The organism is Paenibacillus sp. 1781tsa1 (assembly GCF_024159265.1).
Classification (GTDB): Bacteria; Bacillota; Bacilli; order Paenibacillales; family Paenibacillaceae; genus Paenibacillus.
In genome coordinates this window covers 4,255,686-4,274,260 of record NZ_JAMYWY010000001.1, presented here as the reverse complement: position 1 = coordinate 4,274,260, position 18,575 = coordinate 4,255,686, and the positions used below count along the sequence as shown (strand labels likewise).

At 43.8% G+C, this 18,575-nt stretch carries 16 protein-coding genes; 10 read left to right on the top strand and 6 right to left on the bottom strand.

The features are described 5' to 3' along the window. Positions 1-124: 124 nt before the first annotated feature. The 4 genes from NKT06_RS19215 (at position 125) to NKT06_RS19200 (ending at position 6,671) form a co-directional block, all read left to right on the top strand. The gene (locus NKT06_RS19215) at positions 125-2,065 is read left to right on the top strand and encodes a beta-glucoside-specific PTS transporter subunit IIABC (protein ID WP_253438074.1); all 1,941 of its coding nucleotides are present in this window, start codon (positions 125-127) and stop codon (positions 2,063-2,065) included. A 503-nt stretch (positions 2,066-2,568) separates the two neighbouring features. Then, positions 2,569-4,482 (top strand): beta-glucoside-specific PTS transporter subunit IIABC, encoded by a 1,914-nt coding sequence (locus NKT06_RS19210; RefSeq protein ID WP_253438071.1) that lies wholly within the window; start codon positions 2,569-2,571, stop codon positions 4,480-4,482. Positions 4,483-4,516: 34 nt separating this feature from the next. Beyond that, positions 4,517-5,959 (top strand): 6-phospho-beta-glucosidase, encoded by a 1,443-nt coding sequence (locus tag NKT06_RS19205; protein ID WP_253438068.1) that lies wholly within the window; start codon positions 4,517-4,519, stop codon positions 5,957-5,959. A 313-nt stretch (positions 5,960-6,272) separates the two neighbouring features. Next, entirely contained in the window at positions 6,273-6,671 is a 399-nt protein-coding gene (locus tag NKT06_RS19200) for a RidA family protein (protein ID WP_253438065.1), read from the top strand. Positions 6,672-6,786: 115 nt separating this feature from the next. On the opposite strand, the gene NKT06_RS19195 is transcribed toward NKT06_RS19200, so the two are convergent. Next, complete coding sequence (locus tag NKT06_RS19195) at positions 6,787-7,947, bottom strand: S8 family peptidase (RefSeq protein ID WP_253438062.1); 1,161 nt, start codon at positions 7,945-7,947, stop codon at positions 6,787-6,789. Between the two features lie 211 nt (positions 7,948-8,158). Here NKT06_RS19195 and NKT06_RS19190 point away from each other — a divergent pair, with 211 nt between their 5' ends. The 5 genes from NKT06_RS19190 (at position 8,159) to NKT06_RS19170 (ending at position 11,866) form a co-directional block, all read left to right on the top strand. Then, positions 8,159-8,689 (top strand): GNAT family N-acetyltransferase, encoded by a 531-nt coding sequence (locus NKT06_RS19190; protein ID WP_253438059.1) that lies wholly within the window; start codon positions 8,159-8,161, stop codon positions 8,687-8,689. 127 nt (positions 8,690-8,816) lie between these two features. Then, positions 8,817-9,668 (top strand): Cof-type HAD-IIB family hydrolase, encoded by an 852-nt coding sequence (locus NKT06_RS19185; RefSeq protein WP_483311627.1) that lies wholly within the window; start codon positions 8,817-8,819, stop codon positions 9,666-9,668. Between the two features lie 192 nt (positions 9,669-9,860). Continuing rightward, positions 9,861-11,126, top strand: coding sequence for a YncE family protein (locus NKT06_RS19180; protein WP_253438053.1), 1,266 nt, complete (start codon positions 9,861-9,863; stop codon positions 11,124-11,126). A gap of 18 nt (positions 11,127-11,144) precedes the next feature. Continuing rightward, complete coding sequence (locus tag NKT06_RS19175) at positions 11,145-11,366, top strand: hypothetical protein (RefSeq protein WP_253438051.1); 222 nt, start codon at positions 11,145-11,147, stop codon at positions 11,364-11,366. A 317-nt stretch (positions 11,367-11,683) separates the two neighbouring features. Next, positions 11,684-11,866: a YjfB family protein gene (locus tag NKT06_RS19170; protein ID WP_253438048.1), complete on the top strand. Its 183-nt coding sequence runs from the start codon at positions 11,684-11,686 to the stop codon at positions 11,864-11,866. 140 nt (positions 11,867-12,006) lie between these two features. Here NKT06_RS19170 and NKT06_RS19165 read toward each other — a convergent pair whose 3' ends face one another. The 5 genes from NKT06_RS19165 to NKT06_RS19145 form a co-directional block, all read right to left on the bottom strand. Further along, positions 12,007-12,744: an HAD family hydrolase gene (locus NKT06_RS19165; protein WP_253438044.1), complete on the bottom strand. Its 738-nt coding sequence runs from the start codon at positions 12,742-12,744 to the stop codon at positions 12,007-12,009. Positions 12,745-12,819: 75 nt separating this feature from the next. Next, entirely contained in the window at positions 12,820-13,869 is a 1,050-nt protein-coding gene (locus tag NKT06_RS19160) for a zinc-dependent alcohol dehydrogenase (RefSeq protein WP_253438041.1), read from the bottom strand. A gap of 271 nt (positions 13,870-14,140) precedes the next feature. Continuing rightward, on the bottom strand, positions 14,141-15,379 hold the full coding sequence (locus NKT06_RS19155) for an aspartate aminotransferase family protein (RefSeq protein WP_253438037.1): 1,239 nt from the start codon (positions 15,377-15,379) through the stop codon (positions 14,141-14,143). Between the two features lie 90 nt (positions 15,380-15,469). After that, on the bottom strand, positions 15,470-16,678 hold the full coding sequence (locus NKT06_RS19150; RefSeq protein WP_253438033.1) for an MFS transporter: 1,209 nt from the start codon (positions 16,676-16,678) through the stop codon (positions 15,470-15,472). Positions 16,679-17,008: 330 nt separating this feature from the next. Beyond that, complete coding sequence (locus NKT06_RS19145) at positions 17,009-17,641, bottom strand: DUF1963 domain-containing protein (RefSeq protein ID WP_253438030.1); 633 nt, start codon at positions 17,639-17,641, stop codon at positions 17,009-17,011. A gap of 204 nt (positions 17,642-17,845) precedes the next feature. On the opposite strand from NKT06_RS19145, the gene NKT06_RS19140 reads away from it, so the two are divergent. Further along, positions 17,846-18,547: a pseudouridine synthase gene (locus NKT06_RS19140; protein WP_253438027.1), complete on the top strand. Its 702-nt coding sequence runs from the start codon at positions 17,846-17,848 to the stop codon at positions 18,545-18,547. Positions 18,548-18,575: the final 28 nt, after the last annotated feature.

The following is an 18,575-nucleotide window of genomic DNA, read 5'->3' as shown; positions in this document are numbered from 1 at the left end:
GAACGATTGAATGACAGAACATACCGTTAACCGGATGTTCCGTACACATTCAGATGTTCAGGTTTTTTTATTCTCTCCAATAGGCTTCGAATCCGTGTTTAACCAGAAAGGAAGAAACAACTTCATGAAACACGAGCAATTAGCCAAAGACATTCTGTCTGGCGTTGGTGGTAAACAGAACATTAACAGCGTAGTTCACTGCGCGACCAGACTTCGTTTCAAATTAAAAAATGATAGTAATGCCAAAACAGACGAACTCAAAAATCTGCCAGGAGTCATAACGGTAATGCAAAGCGGTGGACAGTACCAGGTTGTCGTGGGCAACGAAGTGTCTGATGTGTATAAAGCCTTGCTACAAGTTGGCAATATGAGTACTGATGGACCGGTCTCTAATAATGATGAGTCTGACTCTTCCGGCAAAAAAGAAAGTCTCTTGGGTCGATTTATCGACTTGATCTCAGGTGTATTTACACCCATTCTTGGCTTGCTTGCTGCAACAGGGATGATCAAAGGTTTCTTGTCCATGTTTACTTCTCTTGAGTGGTTGGACCCGGCTTCAGGAACATATCAATTGTTGAATGCTGCTGGAGACTGCCTGTTCTACTTCTTCCCAATCTTCTTAGGTTATACAGCAATGAAAAAATTCGGTGGATCTCCATTTCTCGGGATGGCCATCGGAGCATCACTTGTATATCCGACCTTATCCGGTCTTAGCGGTGGAGACCCGTTGTATACACTGTTTGCAGGCACATTGTTTGAATCTCCGATTCATATCACGTTCCTGGGTATTCCTGTAATCTTGATGAGTTATTCCTCATCCGTAATTCCGATAATTATTGCTGCTTATTTTGGGGCAAAGGTAGAAACGTTCTTCAAAAAGATCATTCCTTCTGTTGTGAGAACGTTCCTCACGCCATTCTTTACCATTCTGATTGTTGTACCTGTGACATTCCTCTTGATTGGTCCAATCGCGACATGGGCAAGTCAGCTGATTGGTGCCGGGGTATCGGGCATCTATGACTTGAGTCCGTTGGTAACCGGTATTGTTGTTGGTGGATTGTGGCAAGTATTGGTCATCTTTGGATTGCACTGGGGTATCGTACCCATCATGTTGCTCAATCTGTCCACTCTGAAAGCAGATCCAATTCTGGCGATGATGTTTGCTGCTTCTTTTGCTCAGATTGGTGCCGTTCTTGGCGTTATGCTTAAAACGAAAAATACTAAACTCAAATCACTTGGAGTTCCTGCCTTTGTATCCGGTATCTTTGGTGTAACTGAGCCTGCTATTTATGGTCTTACTTTGCCATTGAAAAAACCATTTATTATGAGTTGTATTGCTTCTGCAACCGCTGGTGGTATTATTGGATTCGCTGGTTCCAAAATGTTTGTATTTGCTTCAGGAATCTTCGGTGTTCCAGCGCTCATTAGTCCCACAGAAGGGATCAACTATGAATTCTGGATGGCCATGATTGCTACTATCATTGCTTTTGTATTAGGCTTTGTTCTTGTTTATTTTGTAGGATTCAAAGATCCTGCTAATCCGGAGGCTGCCAAACAGGCTCCAGAGCCAGTAAAAGAAGAGAAGGTTGCACTTGAGCCTAATCCAAACAATCGCTACGAAATTGCCAGCCCGATGACGGGTGATGTGGTTCCTCTGAAAGAAATTAATGATGCTACATTTGCTGGTGAACATATGGGTAAAGGAATTGCCATTCGTCCAACCAGTGGAAGAGTTGTATCCCCGATTAATGGTGTGGTACAGACGATTTACCGTACCAGACATGCGATTGGACTTGTAGATGATCAAGGTGTAGAGATTCTAATCCATATCGGTCAGGATACGGTACAGCTCAAAGGGCAACATTTTACTGCACATGTAAAAGACGGGGATCGTGTGACTGTTGGCGATTTGATCGTTGAATTCGATCTTCAAGCTATCATTGAGGCGGGATATGAGACCGTTACACCGATTATTGTAACCAATACGGCTGATTATTTGGACGTGGTTGCGACAACAAATCGTGAAGTGCAAGAGAAGGATAAATTGATTACGATTATTGGTTAATTCTGTCCGTATCTTATAAAGACCTGCAAGTTGTATACTTTGAAAAAAGTGATCTCTTGCGGGTCAATTCTATGTTACTCCAATCAGAAAAGATGCATGAAAACGTTATGAATTGACAGGTGAATATGTCCATGTTGTTAGAAGCGACACGCTATCGATTATTATTAAATAAATTATTAAAATAAGTGTTGCAAATGTAGTTCAGATGTACTATGATGGGTTCATGAAGTAAGCGCATACATTAATCGGGTTGTAACTGTTCAATCAGGCAATTCCGATCATCCTCCTTTAAGAGGGTCTAGGGTGTAACTTACTTTCGTTGTTAAAATAATTAAATACCAATGTGTACAGCCTTACAGGGTTGCAACCGTTAAGGGCAAAACCTGAATTGCTGAATAACACGACTGATTTCCGGACGATCCGGTATGTTGTGTATGTTCAGTGGTTCAGGTTTTATTTGTTTCAAAAGTCATGGGGAGTCTACTTAGAGAGGGAGAATTACAATGAGCAACTACGATCAATTAGCTAAGGACATTCTGTCAGGTGTAGGTGGTCGAGACAATGTAAACAGCGTATTCCATTGTGTAACAAGACTGCGGTTTAAACTGAAAAATGAAAGCGTAGCCAAAACGGAAGAACTTAAAAATCTGCCAGGTGTTATTACCGTCATGCAGAGTGGTGGACAGTATCAAGTCGTTATCGGCAACGAAGTGCCGGATGTATATAAAGCAGTGGTTAAGGCAGGGAATTTCCCAACCGAAGGTCAGATTGAAGAGGAAGCAGACAACTCAGGTAAAAAGGTAGGGTTGTTCAGCCGCTTTATCGACATGATCTCCGGTGTGTTCACACCATTACTCGGTTTGCTGGCTGCAACAGGTATGATCAAAGGTTTTACAGCCATGTTTGTAGCATTTGGATGGGTAGAAAATACATCAGGAACATATCATTTGCTGAATGCACTTGGTGATTCACTGTTCTACTTCTTCCCGATCTTCCTTGGATACACGGCAATCAAGAAATTTGGGGGTTCACCGTTCCTGGGTATGGCGATAGGTGCTTCGTTAGTGTATCCTACGCTGTCCGGTTTGACTGCAGGAGATCCACTATACACTTTGTTCACAGGTACATTGTTTGAATCACCAATTCACATTACGTTCTTAGGTATCCCGGTTATATTGATGACGTATTCAACATCGGTTATTCCGATCATTATTGCTACGTTCTTCGCTGTGAAGATTGAAAGATTCTTCAAAAACATCATTCCTAAAGTGGTTAGCACATTCTTGGTTCCATTCTTCACTTTGCTCGTGATTGTTCCGGTAACCTTCATTGTAATTGGTCCAATAGCCACTTGGGCAGGTCAATTGGTTGGTGCAGGTACAACAAGTATCTATGAATTGAGTCCAATTATTACAGGTTTGGTTCTCGGCGGATTCTGGCAAGTGCTAGTACTGTTTGGACTTCACTGGGGACTTGTACCGGTTATGCTTCTTAACCTAAGTACATCGGGGGCTGATCCAGTTCTTGCAATGTCCTTCGGCGCTTCTTTTGCTCAAACGGGTGCAGTACTTGCAGTTCTGCTCAAAACAAAAAATTCCAAGTTGAAATCATTAAGTATTCCAGCGTTTATTTCCGGTATATTCGGAGTAACTGAGCCGGCAATCTATGGTGTAACTCTTCCATTGAAAAAGCCGTTTATCATGAGTTGTATTGGTGGTGCTGTCGGTGGTGGTATTTTAGGATGGGCAGGCTCAAAGCTTTACGTTTTTGGTGGACTGGGTATCTTCGGTATTCCAAGCTTTATCAACAAAGAAGCAGGTCCAGATTCTGGATTCTATATGTCCATTGTCGCAGTATTGGTAGCATTCATCGTTGGTTTTGTTCTGACGTATGTGGTTGGGTTCCAAGACAAAGTAGAAGCTAAACCAGCTCCAGCACCTGTACTTGATCCAAATCCGAACAGCAGATACGAAATCGTGAGCCCAATGGCTGGTGAAGTCGTTGCACTGAAAGATATTAATGACGTAACGTTTGCAGGAGAGCATATGGGTAAAGGGATTGCAATTCGTCCAACCAGCGGTAGAGTGGTATCTCCAATTACGGGTATTGTTCAAACGGTATATCGCACGAAACATGCCATTGGTATTGTAAGCGATGATGGTGTAGAGATGCTGATCCATATTGGTCAGGATACGGTGAAGCTGAAAGGTGAACATTTTACAACCCATGTGAAGGACGGAGACCGTGTTAACGCAGGTGATTTGATTGTTGAGTTTGACCTGCAAGCGATTAAGGATGCAGGATATGAGACGGTTACACCGATCATTGTCACGAATACTTCGAATTATCTGGACGTTGTAGGAACGAAAGATGCATCTGTTCATGAGAAAGATAAATTGATCACGGTATTAAGTTAATTGAAATTACAGATGGTTTAGGAGGAACTCCTCAATGAATGAAAAATTTACAGCCTTCCCGGAGAATTTTCTCTGGGGAGGAGCAACAGCAGCAAATCAATTGGAAGGTGCCTATCTGGAAGGTGGCAAAGGTTTAACAACGGTAGATCTGATTCCGATTGGTGCCAATCGATGGAATATTGCGCTGGGTAACCTGGATTCGTATGAGCCAAAAGCAGGGGAATTCTATCCTTCACATGAAGCTATTGACTTCTATCATCGGTATAAGGAAGATATTGCGTTATTTGCAGAAATGGGATTCAAGTGCCTGAGGCTCTCGGTAGCCTGGGCACGGATTTTCCCTAATGGGGATGAAGCGGAGCCAAATGAAGCAGGCTTACAATTTTATGATGATGTCTTTGATGAGTTATTGAAATACAACATTGAACCTGTTGTGACGATCTGTCATTTCGATGTACCTGTGCATCTGGTCGAGACTTACGGCGGGTGGAAGAATCGCAAGATGGTCGGTTTCTTCGAGAAATATGCGACGACGTTGTTCAATCGATACAAGCATAAAGTGAAGTATTGGATGACGTTTAATGAGATCAATATGTTACTGCATTTTCCTTACATCGGAGCGGGCATTGTTCTTCAAGAAGGTGAAGACAAAGAGCAGGTCCTGTATCAGGCAGCGCACCATGAATTGGTAGCGAGTGCACTTGCTGTGAAGGCCTGTCACGAGATCATTCCTGGTGCACAGATCGGGTGTATGTTAGCCGCTGGTATGGTCTATCCGTACAGCTCTAATCCGGATGACGTGTGGAAGGCCATGGAGAAAGACCGTGAATCGTTCTTTTTCATCGACGTGCAGTCGAAAGGAGCATATCCGGGTTATACCAAAAGATTTTTCAGGGAAAATGATATTCAGATTGAAATGCAACCAGAAGACCAAGATATTTTGATGCAGAATACAGTCGATTATATTGGTTTTAGCTACTATGCAAGCCGTTGTACAAGTACAGACCCTGAGATTTTGAAGGATTCTACCGAAGGTAATGTATTTGGTTCAGTGAAGAATCCGTATCTGCAAACATCCGAGTGGGGATGGACTATTGATCCTAAAGGTCTTCGAATTACATGTAATCAACTGCATGATCGTTATGGCAAACCTTTGTTTATCGTGGAAAATGGACTTGGGGCAACCGATGTGCTGTTAGGCAATGACTCCGTTGAAGATGACTATCGCATCGAATATTTGAATCGTCATTTTGCCGAGATGGCTGAAGCGATTCAAGACGGTGTAGAACTCATAGGTTACACAAGTTGGGGACCGATTGATCTGGTCAGTGCGGGTACCGGAGAGATGAAGAAACGGTACGGCTATATCTATGTAGATAGAAATAATGATGGCACGGGTACACTTCGCAGAGTGAAAAAGAAAAGTTTTCATTGGTACAAAGATGTCATTGCGAGTAATGGCGCACAATATTTCTGATACAAGGTGTCCAACGCTATAGAATAGACAAAGAGCAGTCTCGTTATTACGGGATTGCTCTTTGTTTATGAGGGGATGAATTTGACCCATGATGTGGCTTTCAGATATAATTAAAAAATCAAGAGAATCTTGTCACTTAAGAAGGGGGAGTATCCAATCATGAAGAAAAAATCACTTGCGGTTATATCTTCCGGATATGGCTACTCTACTGCTGTCTTTTTCTAGAATCTATTCCAAGGGAGATGTCTGCCCAAAATCGGAAGAAAACTAGGAAATAACGCAGAAAAATCTTAAGAATGACGAGGTAATCCAAATGAAAATCGAAAAAATCACCAGAAAAAATCCAGCGAATATGCCAGCTCCTGTAGGACAATACACGCATATTACAAGAATTCCGAGGAACGCAGAGTTATTTGTAACTTCGGGTCAAATTGGAGCAGATGCAAGCGGACTCTTTCCGGACAGTCTGAATGAGCAAGTTACTAATACATTTAATAATATCAAAACAGTGCTCGAATCTGAGTGTTTAGAGGCTGAACATATTATCAAAGTGAACGTATGGGCAACCGAGAAAATCGATTGGGATTATTTATATGCTGAATGGGGACAATTATTTAATACGAATTATCCTGCAATGACGATTGGATATATTACGGAGTTAGGTCTGCCAGAGATTAAAATTGAAATAGAGCTTTGGGCGGCAAAAGTTTAACAACGAATACTTTTTAAGCAAAAGAAGGAGCATCTTATATACAGATGCCCCTTCTTTTTTTATTCGTGAAGATAGAAGATATGCCTTTGTGCAAACATGAGCAATAGTCAGTGTATTATGGCACCTGTAAGCTCCGATAGGCATTCAATCGTCCATACGTCCAGTAGACTCCGGAGCCGGATACTGGATCAGAAGCGAAGCATAGTGCATCCCGAATCTGGGCATTGGTTTTACCTTGTGCAGCGAGAAGTGCGGCCACTCCGGCCACATGTGGGGCTGCCATGGATGTTCCGCTCAGGTAGGCATAGGAACCACCCAGATAGGTGGATAGAATGGTATCTCCTGGTGCAGCCATATCAACCCAGGAGCCATAGTTGGAGAAATTGGATTTGAGATCGGAAGGATTAGTTGATGCGACAGCAATGACGTTGGGATACGATGCGGGTACGATCGGGAATGAAGTGTTGTCGTTGCCGGCTGCAGCGATAATTACGGCTCCACGATCCCAAGCATACTGCACAGCAGCTTGGAGGAATGCGTCTCCCATCGGACCACCAAGGCTCAGGTTAACAACCTGTACACCGTTATTGGCAGCATAGACAAGCCCGTTACCGACATTACCTACCGTTCCTTGCCCGTTGTTATCCAGTACCCGGAGCGGAACGATGGATGCGAGTGGTGCAGCGCCTGCGATTCCCACACTATTGTTGGTAACAGAAGCAGCGATCCCTGCTACATGGGTACCATGTCCGTTCCCGTCTTCAGGGATATTATCATAATCAACATAATCGTAACCGGGGATGAGCTTGGAAGCCAATTCTGGGTGGTTTAGCTGTACACCAGTGTCGATAATGGCGATTTTAACAGAGCTGTTACTTTGAGTGATATCCCATGCAGCGGGTGCATTGATTTTGGACAGGTTATACTGGTAAGGGAAGAAAGGGTCGTTAGGGGTGAAGGAAGCCTCAACAAGGTAATTTGGCTCTGCATGTTCAATCAACTCATGATCTTTGTAATGTTTCAGCATCCGGTGCATTTTTTTGCGGGATTCCACACGGTACCAACCCAAATCCTCGTATGTTTCCGCGACTTTACATCTCCCTTTTTTGTGAAGGGTGTGCATCTCATCTGGTGTTGTACCTTCCTTGAATTTGACTAAGAGCTGCTTGGGAGCATGTGGGTGAAACTTGCTCTCGGCACGTTGGTCCAGATAACGATACACGAACACGATTATTGCTAGCAAAATGAAACCAAAAACACCTAACCATAACCACATGAGCGTTTCTCCCTCCAACATGGATTGTGACACGCCTTATCGTATGCGAACTCTATCAGACTGTGTGGGCACTTTTTCAATTTGGTTAGTAGTGTAGATAGATTGATAGGAAGGGTCAAATTCGGTAAGATGAGATGAAGAGAGCCAATCTGGCATGAAGAAGGATTAAGGAAATGCCTAGAGATAGCTCCCAATATAGAGGAGAAGGAACGTGGATCTTTTGACACAACTTCAGGGTATACCGACAGTAACACCAGTTCAGGCACGTCAGATTCATGATGCCATTGATTTTGCCATGCGTGTACGTAGAGAAGTGTTTCCCATGATGGATCACACGAGGTTACCTGTGGATTTCGAGCAGTTCACAGAACATTATCTGGAATCCAATGGATCGATCTTTCTTGTTGCAATGATGGGGGATGCGGGCATCGTCGGAACGATTGGAATATTACCATATGATGGACGTATTGAAGCCGTGGACGGTCGATATGCAGCCCAGTCCGCAGCCGAAATTGTGAAATGTTATGTAGATCCTGCGTATCGCAGATACGGCATTGGTTCCATGCTGGTCAAAGAACTGGAGAATGTGGTGAAGGATATGCACTATACGACACTTTACTTGCATACACATCGCTTCTTGCCAGGAGCCGTAGATTTCTGGAAACGCCAAGGATTTACGGTTATTGCTGAGCAAGAAGATGACTGGCAAACCGTACATATGGACAAGTTGAATTGTATGTGACCATTGGAAGCTGAACCGAAATTCTGACCACATTTTTGGAAAAATTGATTGATGATACTATAACTCTTTTATTCAATAACATAGACATATACGAGATACATGATGGGGGTATAAGCAGATGCAAGAAATGAAGCCGAAAATTGTTTTTATTGATATTGATGGGACACTGGTAGATGATGACGGAAGTATTCCGTTGTCAGCACAGAAGGCATGTAAACAGGCCAGAGAGAATGGACATCTGCTCTACTTATGTACAGGCCGATCCAAGGCGGAAATTTATGATTCCATCTGGGATGTAGGGTTCGATGGCCTGATTGGTGCAGGTGGGGGCTATGTGGAGTTTGGTAAGGACGTGCTGTATCACAAAAGGGTGACAGCGGAAGATGTTCGACATATGGTTGATTTCTTCAATGAACATGAGATTGACTTCTACCTTGAATCCAATTCGGCTCTGTATGCGAGTAGTAATCTGCAACCTCACCTGGAACGCCGTATCTATGGTGATGTGGAGAATGATCCTGTAGCCAGAGAGAAGAAGGAACTGAAACCGCATCCGTTTATTGCCGGATTGACGTATGGAGAGGCCGACCTGTACAAGGATGACGTGAACAAAGTATGTTTCTTGGAGAGTTCAGTCATCCCGTTTGAGCGAATCAAGCAGGAGTTCGAAGGCAAATTTGAAGTCATTCAGTGCACCGTGCCGATCTTTGGTGAAGGAAGTGGTGAGCTAATGATCCCTGGCATTCACAAAGCCATTGCAATCGCCGATCTGCTGAAACATCTGGGCATGTCGCAGGAGGATACATTCGCCATCGGTGATGGCATGAATGATGCAGAGATGCTGGAGTTTTGTAACGTCGGCATTGCGATGGGCAATGCAAAGCCAGGTCTGAAAGCCATTGCAGACGATATTACTGGAACCGTTGAGGAAGATGGATTGTATCATAGTTTTGTGAAGTATGGATTGATCACTAGATAAAGAAGATGTTGACTATCAAACCAAGTTGAGAGATAGAAACGGATGATACCGTACACCCTTTGTCCCAAACCTTATTTTAGCCCCTGCATATATTATTGCAGGGTCTTTATTTTGGTTTAAATAGATCGATTATATTTGCTCACAAAAGGGTTGAAATCAAAACATAATATCTAAATGGAGGAGGTAATCGAAATGGCCATTTTGTCAACCGGACCTATTGAGAATAATGCCGTCAGTGCTGTTAGGCCAACACAACAAGTTACAGTTAAAATCGATAACAGGAATTCTTTGGATGGATCTGTTGTTTTGATACAAGGTTATAATTTGACCTCTACGAGGAATTTATATGTCAGCGAGCAGATTTCAATTGCCCCGGATCAGGTAGTGACAAGGACTTATTTTGCCAATCTTGATGCATTTGAATTTGTCTTTACAGTTGAAGGTGCAGCTATAGAGCAGACGGAGATTTCCGTGTGGGGCAAAAATGCTTCCGGCCAGCTTGTCGCCGCACATCGATTAGTCTCTTCTGAACTTGAAATGGATGGAGATAACACACCAGTCAACCGTATTTATGTTGCCAATTTCAACAGTAACGATGTTTCCGTCATTAATGGCGAAACAAATACAGTGATTACTACCATTCCTGTGGGGACGAATCCTGCAGGGATTGATGTCAATCCATTAACTAGTCGTATTTATGTCGCAAATAGAGGCAGCAATACCATATCCGTCATTAATAGTGTAACCAACGCAGTGATTACTTCTGTTCCGGTTGGGAGTGAGCCAAGTGACGTAGGGGTCGATACAGCGACCAATGCTATTTATACGGCAAATTTTAATTCATTGGACACAACTGAAGATGTAACCGTTATTAATGGTTTGACCAACACGGTGATTGATGCGATCACTATTCCGGGACTCAATTTTTTAACGGGTATAGGCGTCAATTCCTTAACCAATCGGATCTATGCAGTAAATTTTAATTCTGATGCGGTGTCTGTGATCGATGGAGTAACAAATACGGTGATTGCAACAATACCCGTTCAGGTCAATCCATTCCGTGTAGGTGTCAATCCAGCGACCAACCGTATTTATGTATCGAATTTTACCAGTAATACGGTTTCCGTTATTGATGGTGTGACAAATACCGTAATTGATACCATTCCGGTCGGCGTTACGCCAGCTGAAGTAGCAGTTAATACATCCACAAACGCCATTTATGTACCAAATCGAGATACAGATAATGTTTCAGTAATTAGCGGATTGACCGATACAGTGATTGCTACTGTTCCGGTCGGGATTAATCCAAACGGAGCGGGAGCCAATCCTTTAACTAATCGAGTTTATATAAGCAATCAAGATGACAATACCATTTCTGTGATCGATGGCGAAACAAATACGGTAATTGATGTCATTCCGGTGGGGGCGCGTCCGTTCGCAGTAGCTGTAAATCCGTAGAAAGGTGTGGTGATTCCGATGAAAGAAGTTATAACAGCAGAAGCATTAATGGCACAGCTGATAACCATGAATAAAGAGAATTCTGTATGCCAAGTTAGGATTCCGGGTAAGGGGATGTATGCCATTGTATTGCAGGTTGATTATTCAACTGTACCATATTCAGATCAAATATTGAGTGATACAGAGAACGAAGTGAGCGAAGAAATCGGATCTGAATTAAAGAAAAATCCTTTTCTCTGAGGATAAGGAGAATCGTGAGTCTTAAATGATCAGATCAGAATGGAACAGGCATCTTCTCAATGGAGGTGTCTGTTTGCATAGTACTCAGACTGTAGACAAGATCCAGTAAAGTACAACACTAAATGTTCCGACACAGAGGCCAACAAGGAGCCCAAAAAGAATCACGAATTTTTTTCCGTTCATAGATATAGGTGACCTTCCTTTTGAATGGAATGGATTTCAGTATACATTTTAATCAACCTTTTAACAATTCCCCCCTTCTGACCGATATATAATAAGTACGCCCAAATGATAAGATAGAGAAAGGAGCACATAGCATGGATATTGCAGCATTATCAATGGCCATGAGCCAGGCATCCGTAGCACAATCGGCGAGTTTGCAGGTGATGTCTATGTCGAAAGACATAGCACAACAACAAGGTCAGCAAATGACGGAAATGTTAAAGTCACTTCCGGCTCCTCATCCCAATCTGGGTGGAAGTCTCGATCTTTCGGTTTAGTTGATATTACAGCATGTGTTCTCGTGTAACACCCATTGCAGCAAGCAAAACCCAACCCGCTCCAATTCGAAAGAATTGAAGCGGGTTGGGTTTTTTTTCGATAGGTATGTTCAGGCCGTTAATTCCAGATTTATTTCTGCTCAGCGTAGCTTCGCCAGGCTCGGCAATCTGCCTTCAAAAGGCAGCGTATCCTTCAACGTCCATAACTCATCGTAACTGGAAATCTGAAGATCGGCTTTGGATAAGTCCTGGTTGCCTGATCCCGGATTGTGATAGCCAATGCAGCGCATGCCCGCACTATTGGCCGCCTGAACACCGTTACGAGAGTCCTCAATCACCAGACAATTTGACGGGGATGCGCCAATCATTTCAGCTGTGGTCAGGAAAATATCCGGTGCCGGCTTGCCATTCTCGACTTCCTCTCCGGTCATGCGTACCTCAAAGTATCGCCCAAGTCCGGTCTTGTTCATGATCAAATCAATCAGTGCACGTGGAGAAGAAGAAGCAACGGCTATGGGAATATGTTGCTCGTGCAGCCAGCTTAACCAGCGTTCCACGGAAGGCATTGCCGTCAAGTTGGAATGAGCCAGCATGGTTTGCATCACATTATGCTGATGATAAGCCAATACCTCATCTAACGTAGCTGTCAGTTGATGGTTGTCCAATACTTGCTGCCACATGGACTCCAGCGTAACACCAACATAAGTATGGTGTTCTTCTTCGGTCATCACTGCGCCAAAATGGGCAAAAGAGCTGCGCTCAATCTCGAAATAAATCGGTTCGCTGTCAATCAATACACCATCCATATCAAAAATGACTGCTTGAATGATGTTATCATCGGCCGCACCCAGTCCGCCAGATTCTTGATTTGCTACCATGTTGTATTCCTCCTCCAGGATTGTGTAAACATATATCTCTAATCTACTCTATTTTATCATGGTTAGCTTTGCGTTTTAGAAACGGGAACCGCTGGATTGCAGTACAACTTTGATTGCATGTGAAGAGGCTTGAAGTGTGCGCCCCTGGATATCGCAGCCAAGTGTGCGGAATGCTTCTTCGTAATCCTCCAAAGGGAAGGAGTGGGTAATGATTTTTTTAGCCGGAATGATCTCTTGCTCAATCATATAATGTGCTGTTGCGAATGTGCCCAGAGAATCGATGGAGCCAATAATTTTCAGACTGCGGTCCACGACTTCTTTTGGATTAAAGGACGTATTTCCATCTCTCAGACCTACCAGCATCAGATAACCGCCACTGGCGAGCTGGGAGAGTACTTGTGTACCTACAACACCTGTAGTATCCACAATCATATCAACCTGATGGGTTGCGGGGGACAGCGATTCTATTGCATTTTCGAAGGATGAATGAACCTGCCAACGATCTGGTGCAATGGAGCCGGCAATGGCTAAGCGTTCTTCGGAGATGTCAACCAGGCAGCCGGTAACACCTTTGGAAGCGAGCGCGTAGCTGTACAGAATGCCAATCGGGCCTGCGCCGAGGATGATCGTTCTGAAATTCGGCAGTAGATGGATCTGATTAATCCCCGTCAGCATACAGCTGAGCGGTTCCGTCAACGTCGCTTCTTCATAGCTCACATGATCCTTTAATTTGTACAAAAAGCGATCCTCGGTCACATAATAATCCGTAAACGTCCCGTCAGCACTTACACCTGTCTCCGTAACAGACTTATGGGTACAATGATTTTGTCTGCCTGTTCTGCACATGTCACATTGTCCGCAATAGTAGGTAGGGTCGATCACAACCCGGTCGCCCGGTTGTAATGTCGTTACTGCAGAGCCAACATCAATGACTTCCCCGGCAGACTCATGACCGAGAATGACAGAAGGGACCGCATGATATTTGCCGCTAACAATACCGAGATCGGTACCGCATACACCTGTCGCCCGAATACGAACCAACACCTGATTATCTCTTGTAATTTCCGGGACAGGCCGTTCCTCAAGCGCAACATCCCAAGCCGATTTGTATACCAATGCAAGCATGATATAACCTCCTTATAATAATAAAAAATATAAATATAGCGATTCATCTTTAAACAGTTTCTGACAAGATACGAAAGTAGTGAAGGGGACGAAATCGATTCTGGAGAAGCGAAGCGTTCGCCTCAAAGCTTTCTGAAAGAAAGCTGCTTCGGAAGCATACGCTTATCAACGGTTTTTTCCCTTGGGTAAGGTGAATCAAAAAAACCGGGGATAACAACAATCGAAAGGTTGTTCTGTTTGCGTAGTGTTCGAGTGTAATGTGAATTACTCATTAATGAACACTGGCAAGCACCGAATCTAACCGCTCTACAATCTCTACCAATTCGTCTTCGGTTGTCGTAAGGGAAGGGCGGACCTTAACTACGTTACCGAAGCCATATCTTGAACTTCTCAAGATCAGATGCTCATCTGTAAAAGCGCGGTCAACAATGGCATTCGTTTTTAACGTATCCGGTTCATTACCGTCACCTACGATCTCCAAGCCCCACATTAACCCGACACCACGAGCTTCACCGATACTTGGGTATTTCATAGCCAATTCTTGCAGCAATTCACCCAGAATTTCACCTTTGCGTTTCACAGCATCCAGAAACCCGGGTTCAGATACCACTTCCAAGGTGGATTTGGCAGCGGTTACGGAGATCAGATTGCTACCTGAGGTGAAGGAGTGTTCATGCTTTTCGAGCACATTCAATCGGGATTGCATTAATACAGCAGCAACAGGTACGCCGATTCCGCCAAGACCTTTGGCAAGGGTAATCATATCAGGCTGGATATCAAACAGTTCACTGGCAAACATGGTTCCGGTACGACCGATGCCTGTCTGCACTTCGTCAGCAATAAGAATAATATTGTACTCGTCACACAGTTTACGCAGTCGTTTAAAATATCCGGCAGGAGGGATGATGTTGCCTCCATTCCCCAGAATGGGTTCGATGATCATGCAGGCGACTGAGCCGGAACTCGCATATTCTATCGCATCAGAGATAGCTTCAACGCATTGATATCCGCAGTCTCCGTTTGAGGATTTGAATGGGCAGCGATAACAGTATGGGGCAGGTACATGAACAGCGTTAGCCACAGCTGAATTGGGGAACCGTTTCCGCCTAAAGGCATTCCCCGAAATCCCGGTGGCAAATTGGGTCTGCCCATGATGGGATAGATACAGGCTAATGATGTCTGTTGATTCGGTATACTTCTGTGCAATTTTGGTCGCACATTCGTTGGCAGTTGAACCAGTAATATCCCGCATCCATCCGGCATTAATGTCGTTTGGAGCATATTCGATTAAGTGATCAAGTACTTCATTTACGTAGGGTTCAGTGAAGGAGGAAGACATATGCGTCAGATTGCCGACTTGTTCCTGAATTTTGCTGACTACATGTGGGTGATTATAGCCCAGTGACAGATTGAACGTGCCTGACACGCCATCGAGGTATTCAACACCTGAATCGTCAATCAACTTAATCCCTTTTCCGGCTATGAAGCGGTTGTTGGTTAAAGTTTGCATATGATTTCCTCCAATATAATGGTGTACTAGCTCGAACGAAGCTCAACAATCCCGGATGATGCGGGCATCACCTCCCTTAAGAAACGATGTTTACATTTCCTTACTATGTTGTGCGAGAGTAGCACTTACTGCATTATTTTTTACAGTCCATAGATGAGAGACCATCAATGTGAGGAGCAGGATCAGACAGAATCCGGCCAAAATCCAGATCGTATTCACAACAGGCCAGGTACTCATACTCCATCCAGTCACATACTGCAAGATGGCACCTCCAATACCACCCGATGCAATCAGGATACTGGTTGTCCGCTCGGTCATGCCGGGAATCAGAACATTAGCATAGACAAGTGCGATACAGAACAGCCCTGACATGAACAGACCGGTTCCGAAGATCAGCACATACGTTGCCCACAGTCCAGTTACAAATACCATAGCAACTGCGAACAAAAACGTACCGACTGTACTCCAGATCAGGAAAGGCATATAGTTGACGGCTTCCGCTATTTTCCCGGAGAAAAGACGACCGATGATCATCGCAATCCACAGGATGGAGACACTTAGTGATGCGACAGATTCCTGAAGCTGCAGTCGTTCTACGAGAATGGAGGGCAGGAAGTTCATTAATCCCAGTTCCAATCCCATGTAGATGAAAAAGAAGATAACGAAAATCGTCAGCAGACCGAGATGTTTTCTCGAATATCTGGCTTTACCTGCTGCATGCGCCACTGTATTCTCACCAGCTTGTTCCAGATACATTGCGGCTGGCCGGGGCATAGTGATCCATAGCAGCATGAGAACCAGTGACAACACAGCCACCGCATAAAAAGTGAGATGCCACATGTCCATCCAGATAAATAAAGCAGCGACAGCAGGAATGAGAAGTGCTCCAAGAGCAAAAAAGACATCCAGCTTAGACATGGCGACTGCCTTCTGATTCTCAGTGAATTCGATCGTGAATGCACCTACAGAGGGTTCGATGATACCTGAGCCGAAACCTACGATAATTGTGAGAAGGAGAACTACAGCCCAGGATGGCAAAAAACCGAGTAATGTATAGGCGGCTACAATACAGATCAAGGCAAGGGTAAGCATGGCTTTTCTTCCGATACGGGCTGTCAGGGCAGGAGCTACAAGTACACCGACAAGAAATCCAAGAAACTGCAGAAATAACAAAAATCCGCCATCACTGTAACCGCGCTCATAATATGACAATAAAACAGGGAGAAGTGCACCGAGCACAACGCTGGTTATGCCGATTAACAGATAAAAACCGCAGCTTAGAGCGAATATTCTTTTCAAAAGCCCGCCTCCTAGTTGGATGAAAATTTTATATTATGTAATTAATGTTTATTTCATATATAACTTATACCATAATTGCCCAAATGTACATGCTTTTTATTGTAAAATAATGTTAAGTTTTGAAAATTCGTGTTACATTTTTTTCTAAAACGATTTCGTGTCGAAAGGATAGATACGATCCAATCAATATGACCTTTTAACAATATTGCATTGGTATTCATCGAGGATTGTAAACTGGGCATATATCAAAAAACGTTCCCTGTCTGAGTAGACGGGAAACGTTCTGATTAGCCGTTCTATATGATGGTACCTAACCTCAACATATAGCCATTAAGCAGTCTGTACAAAGAAAATTCCATCGAATGGTGCGTGAGCAGACGCGAGACCCTTTCGCAAAAATAAATAACCGTTTGCATCAGAAAGACCCAATATATCTCGATAAGGATCAGGAAAATCTCCGGAATATACTTGACACACCAGTTGATACTCCTCTACCAGATGCTCAATTCCTTTTATTCCGTTTGGTAAAGTCGGAGAGAAAAACGAAAATGCAGGGAACTCCTGATCGTCCAACTCCATTTCAATCAAACGTACACCGCTTAACGGAATGGGTGAAACGGGACATACGGAAGTTAGCGGATGCGTAGATACCGAGACATAAGTGTATCCTGCGAGAATATTTTCGTTCCATTCCAGCTCATCTCCCGCATAGGTTACCTGGTCCAGAAAGTATTCGGAGGCGGAGTAGGTGGAGAAGACCGAGATATATTTATCTTGTGGTAAAGAAGGGATATGGACCTGCTGTGAAAGTGTGTTGCAATGGATGGAGAACAGATGCATTAAAGGCTGCCCCTCAGGGTTGAGCGGCCAGTCTGCAACGTATGCGATTTCTCCACCAATCCATATGCCAGAGTCTAAGTTTGGATCAGCGGGATCAATTGTAAATCGAGTAACTTTGTCCATGGATACTCCTTCCAGAGTGTATTTTGGCTTTCCTATGAACCGTTGTATGTCTTCTCATATAACCATTCATTGCTTCGTATCAGTATAAATGAGATGATGGGGAATGAGAATCAGTACAAGGTACTAACTCTTGCATGAAGTAAATGAACGCATCATTAAATTCAATGAACCAGCAGATATATTACAGATGAGAAGCGGTGACACATGTTAATTAACAAATACATAAGTGAAACGGGATTCTGCTCCCGCAGGGAAACGAACCGATTAATTCAAGCAGGACGTATAACGATCAATGGCAGGGTATGTGAAAAAGGGGCGAATGTTGAACCTGACGATGTGGTACTCATTGATGGCAAGGAGATTCCTCGTAATGACAGCGAACCTGTCTACATTGCTCTGAACAAACCCATCGGTATTGTCTGCACAGCAGCAGCACATGTGGAAGGGAATATCATTCAATATATGAATTATCCTTCTCGCATATTTGCAATAGGCAGGCTGGATAAGGCATCTGAGGGGTTGATTTTGCTTACGAATGATGGAGGCATTGTGAACAAGATGATGCGTTCGGAGCATAATCATGATAAAGAATATGTAGTGACTGTAGACAAACCTGTAACCGACGAATTTGTAAAGTCCATGTCTAAAGGCGTTGAAATTCTGGACGTAGTAACTAAGCCCTGCGAAGTGTATAGGCAAAGTGACAATGTATTTCGTATTATTCTGACACAGGGTCTCAACCTGCAGATCCGCAGAATGTGCAAAGCCTTGGGATACCGAGTCCTGAAACTGGAGCGCATCCGAATTATGAATATTACGCTGGATCAACTGGAGCGGGGTCAATGGCGTCATCTGGAGCAAGAGGAACTGGAGATTCTGCTGTCTCAATTGAATGAGATCAAATGAATGAATTCTGCTGCATGTCAACGGTGGT

What these genes read in the sequence shown, in the direction of transcription:
- NKT06_RS19200 (WP_253438065.1), top strand. Translation starts at nt 6,273, where the DNA reads ATGAAAATCGAAAAAATCACCAGAAAAAATCCAGCGAATATGCCAGCT.
- NKT06_RS19210 (WP_253438071.1), top strand. Translation starts at nt 2,569, where the DNA reads ATGAGCAACTACGATCAATTAGCTAAGGACATTCTGTCAGGTGTAGGT.
- NKT06_RS19180 (WP_253438053.1), top strand. Translation starts at nt 9,861, where the DNA reads ATGGCCATTTTGTCAACCGGACCTATTGAGAATAATGCCGTCAGTGCT.
- NKT06_RS19205 (WP_253438068.1), top strand. Translation starts at nt 4,517, where the DNA reads ATGAATGAAAAATTTACAGCCTTCCCGGAGAATTTTCTCTGGGGAGGA.
- NKT06_RS19195 (WP_253438062.1), bottom strand. Translation starts at nt 7,947, where the DNA reads ATGTGGTTATGGTTAGGTGTTTTTGGTTTCATTTTGCTAGCAATAATC.
- NKT06_RS19145 (WP_253438030.1), bottom strand. Translation starts at nt 17,641, where the DNA reads ATGGACAAAGTTACTCGATTTACAATTGATCCCGCTGATCCAAACTTA.
- NKT06_RS19155 (WP_253438037.1), bottom strand. Translation starts at nt 15,379, where the DNA reads ATGCAAACTTTAACCAACAACCGCTTCATAGCCGGAAAAGGGATTAAG.
- NKT06_RS19175 (WP_253438051.1), top strand. Translation starts at nt 11,145, where the DNA reads ATGAAAGAAGTTATAACAGCAGAAGCATTAATGGCACAGCTGATAACC.
- NKT06_RS19160 (WP_253438041.1), bottom strand. Translation starts at nt 13,869, where the DNA reads ATGCTTGCATTGGTATACAAATCGGCTTGGGATGTTGCGCTTGAGGAA.
- NKT06_RS19170 (WP_253438048.1), top strand. Translation starts at nt 11,684, where the DNA reads ATGGATATTGCAGCATTATCAATGGCCATGAGCCAGGCATCCGTAGCA.
- NKT06_RS19215 (WP_253438074.1), top strand. Translation starts at nt 125, where the DNA reads ATGAAACACGAGCAATTAGCCAAAGACATTCTGTCTGGCGTTGGTGGT.
- NKT06_RS19140 (WP_253438027.1), top strand. Translation starts at nt 17,846, where the DNA reads ATGTTAATTAACAAATACATAAGTGAAACGGGATTCTGCTCCCGCAGG.
- NKT06_RS19185 (WP_483311627.1), top strand. Translation starts at nt 8,817, where the DNA reads ATGAAGCCGAAAATTGTTTTTATTGATATTGATGGGACACTGGTAGAT.
- NKT06_RS19165 (WP_253438044.1), bottom strand. Translation starts at nt 12,744, where the DNA reads ATGGTAGCAAATCAAGAATCTGGCGGACTGGGTGCGGCCGATGATAAC.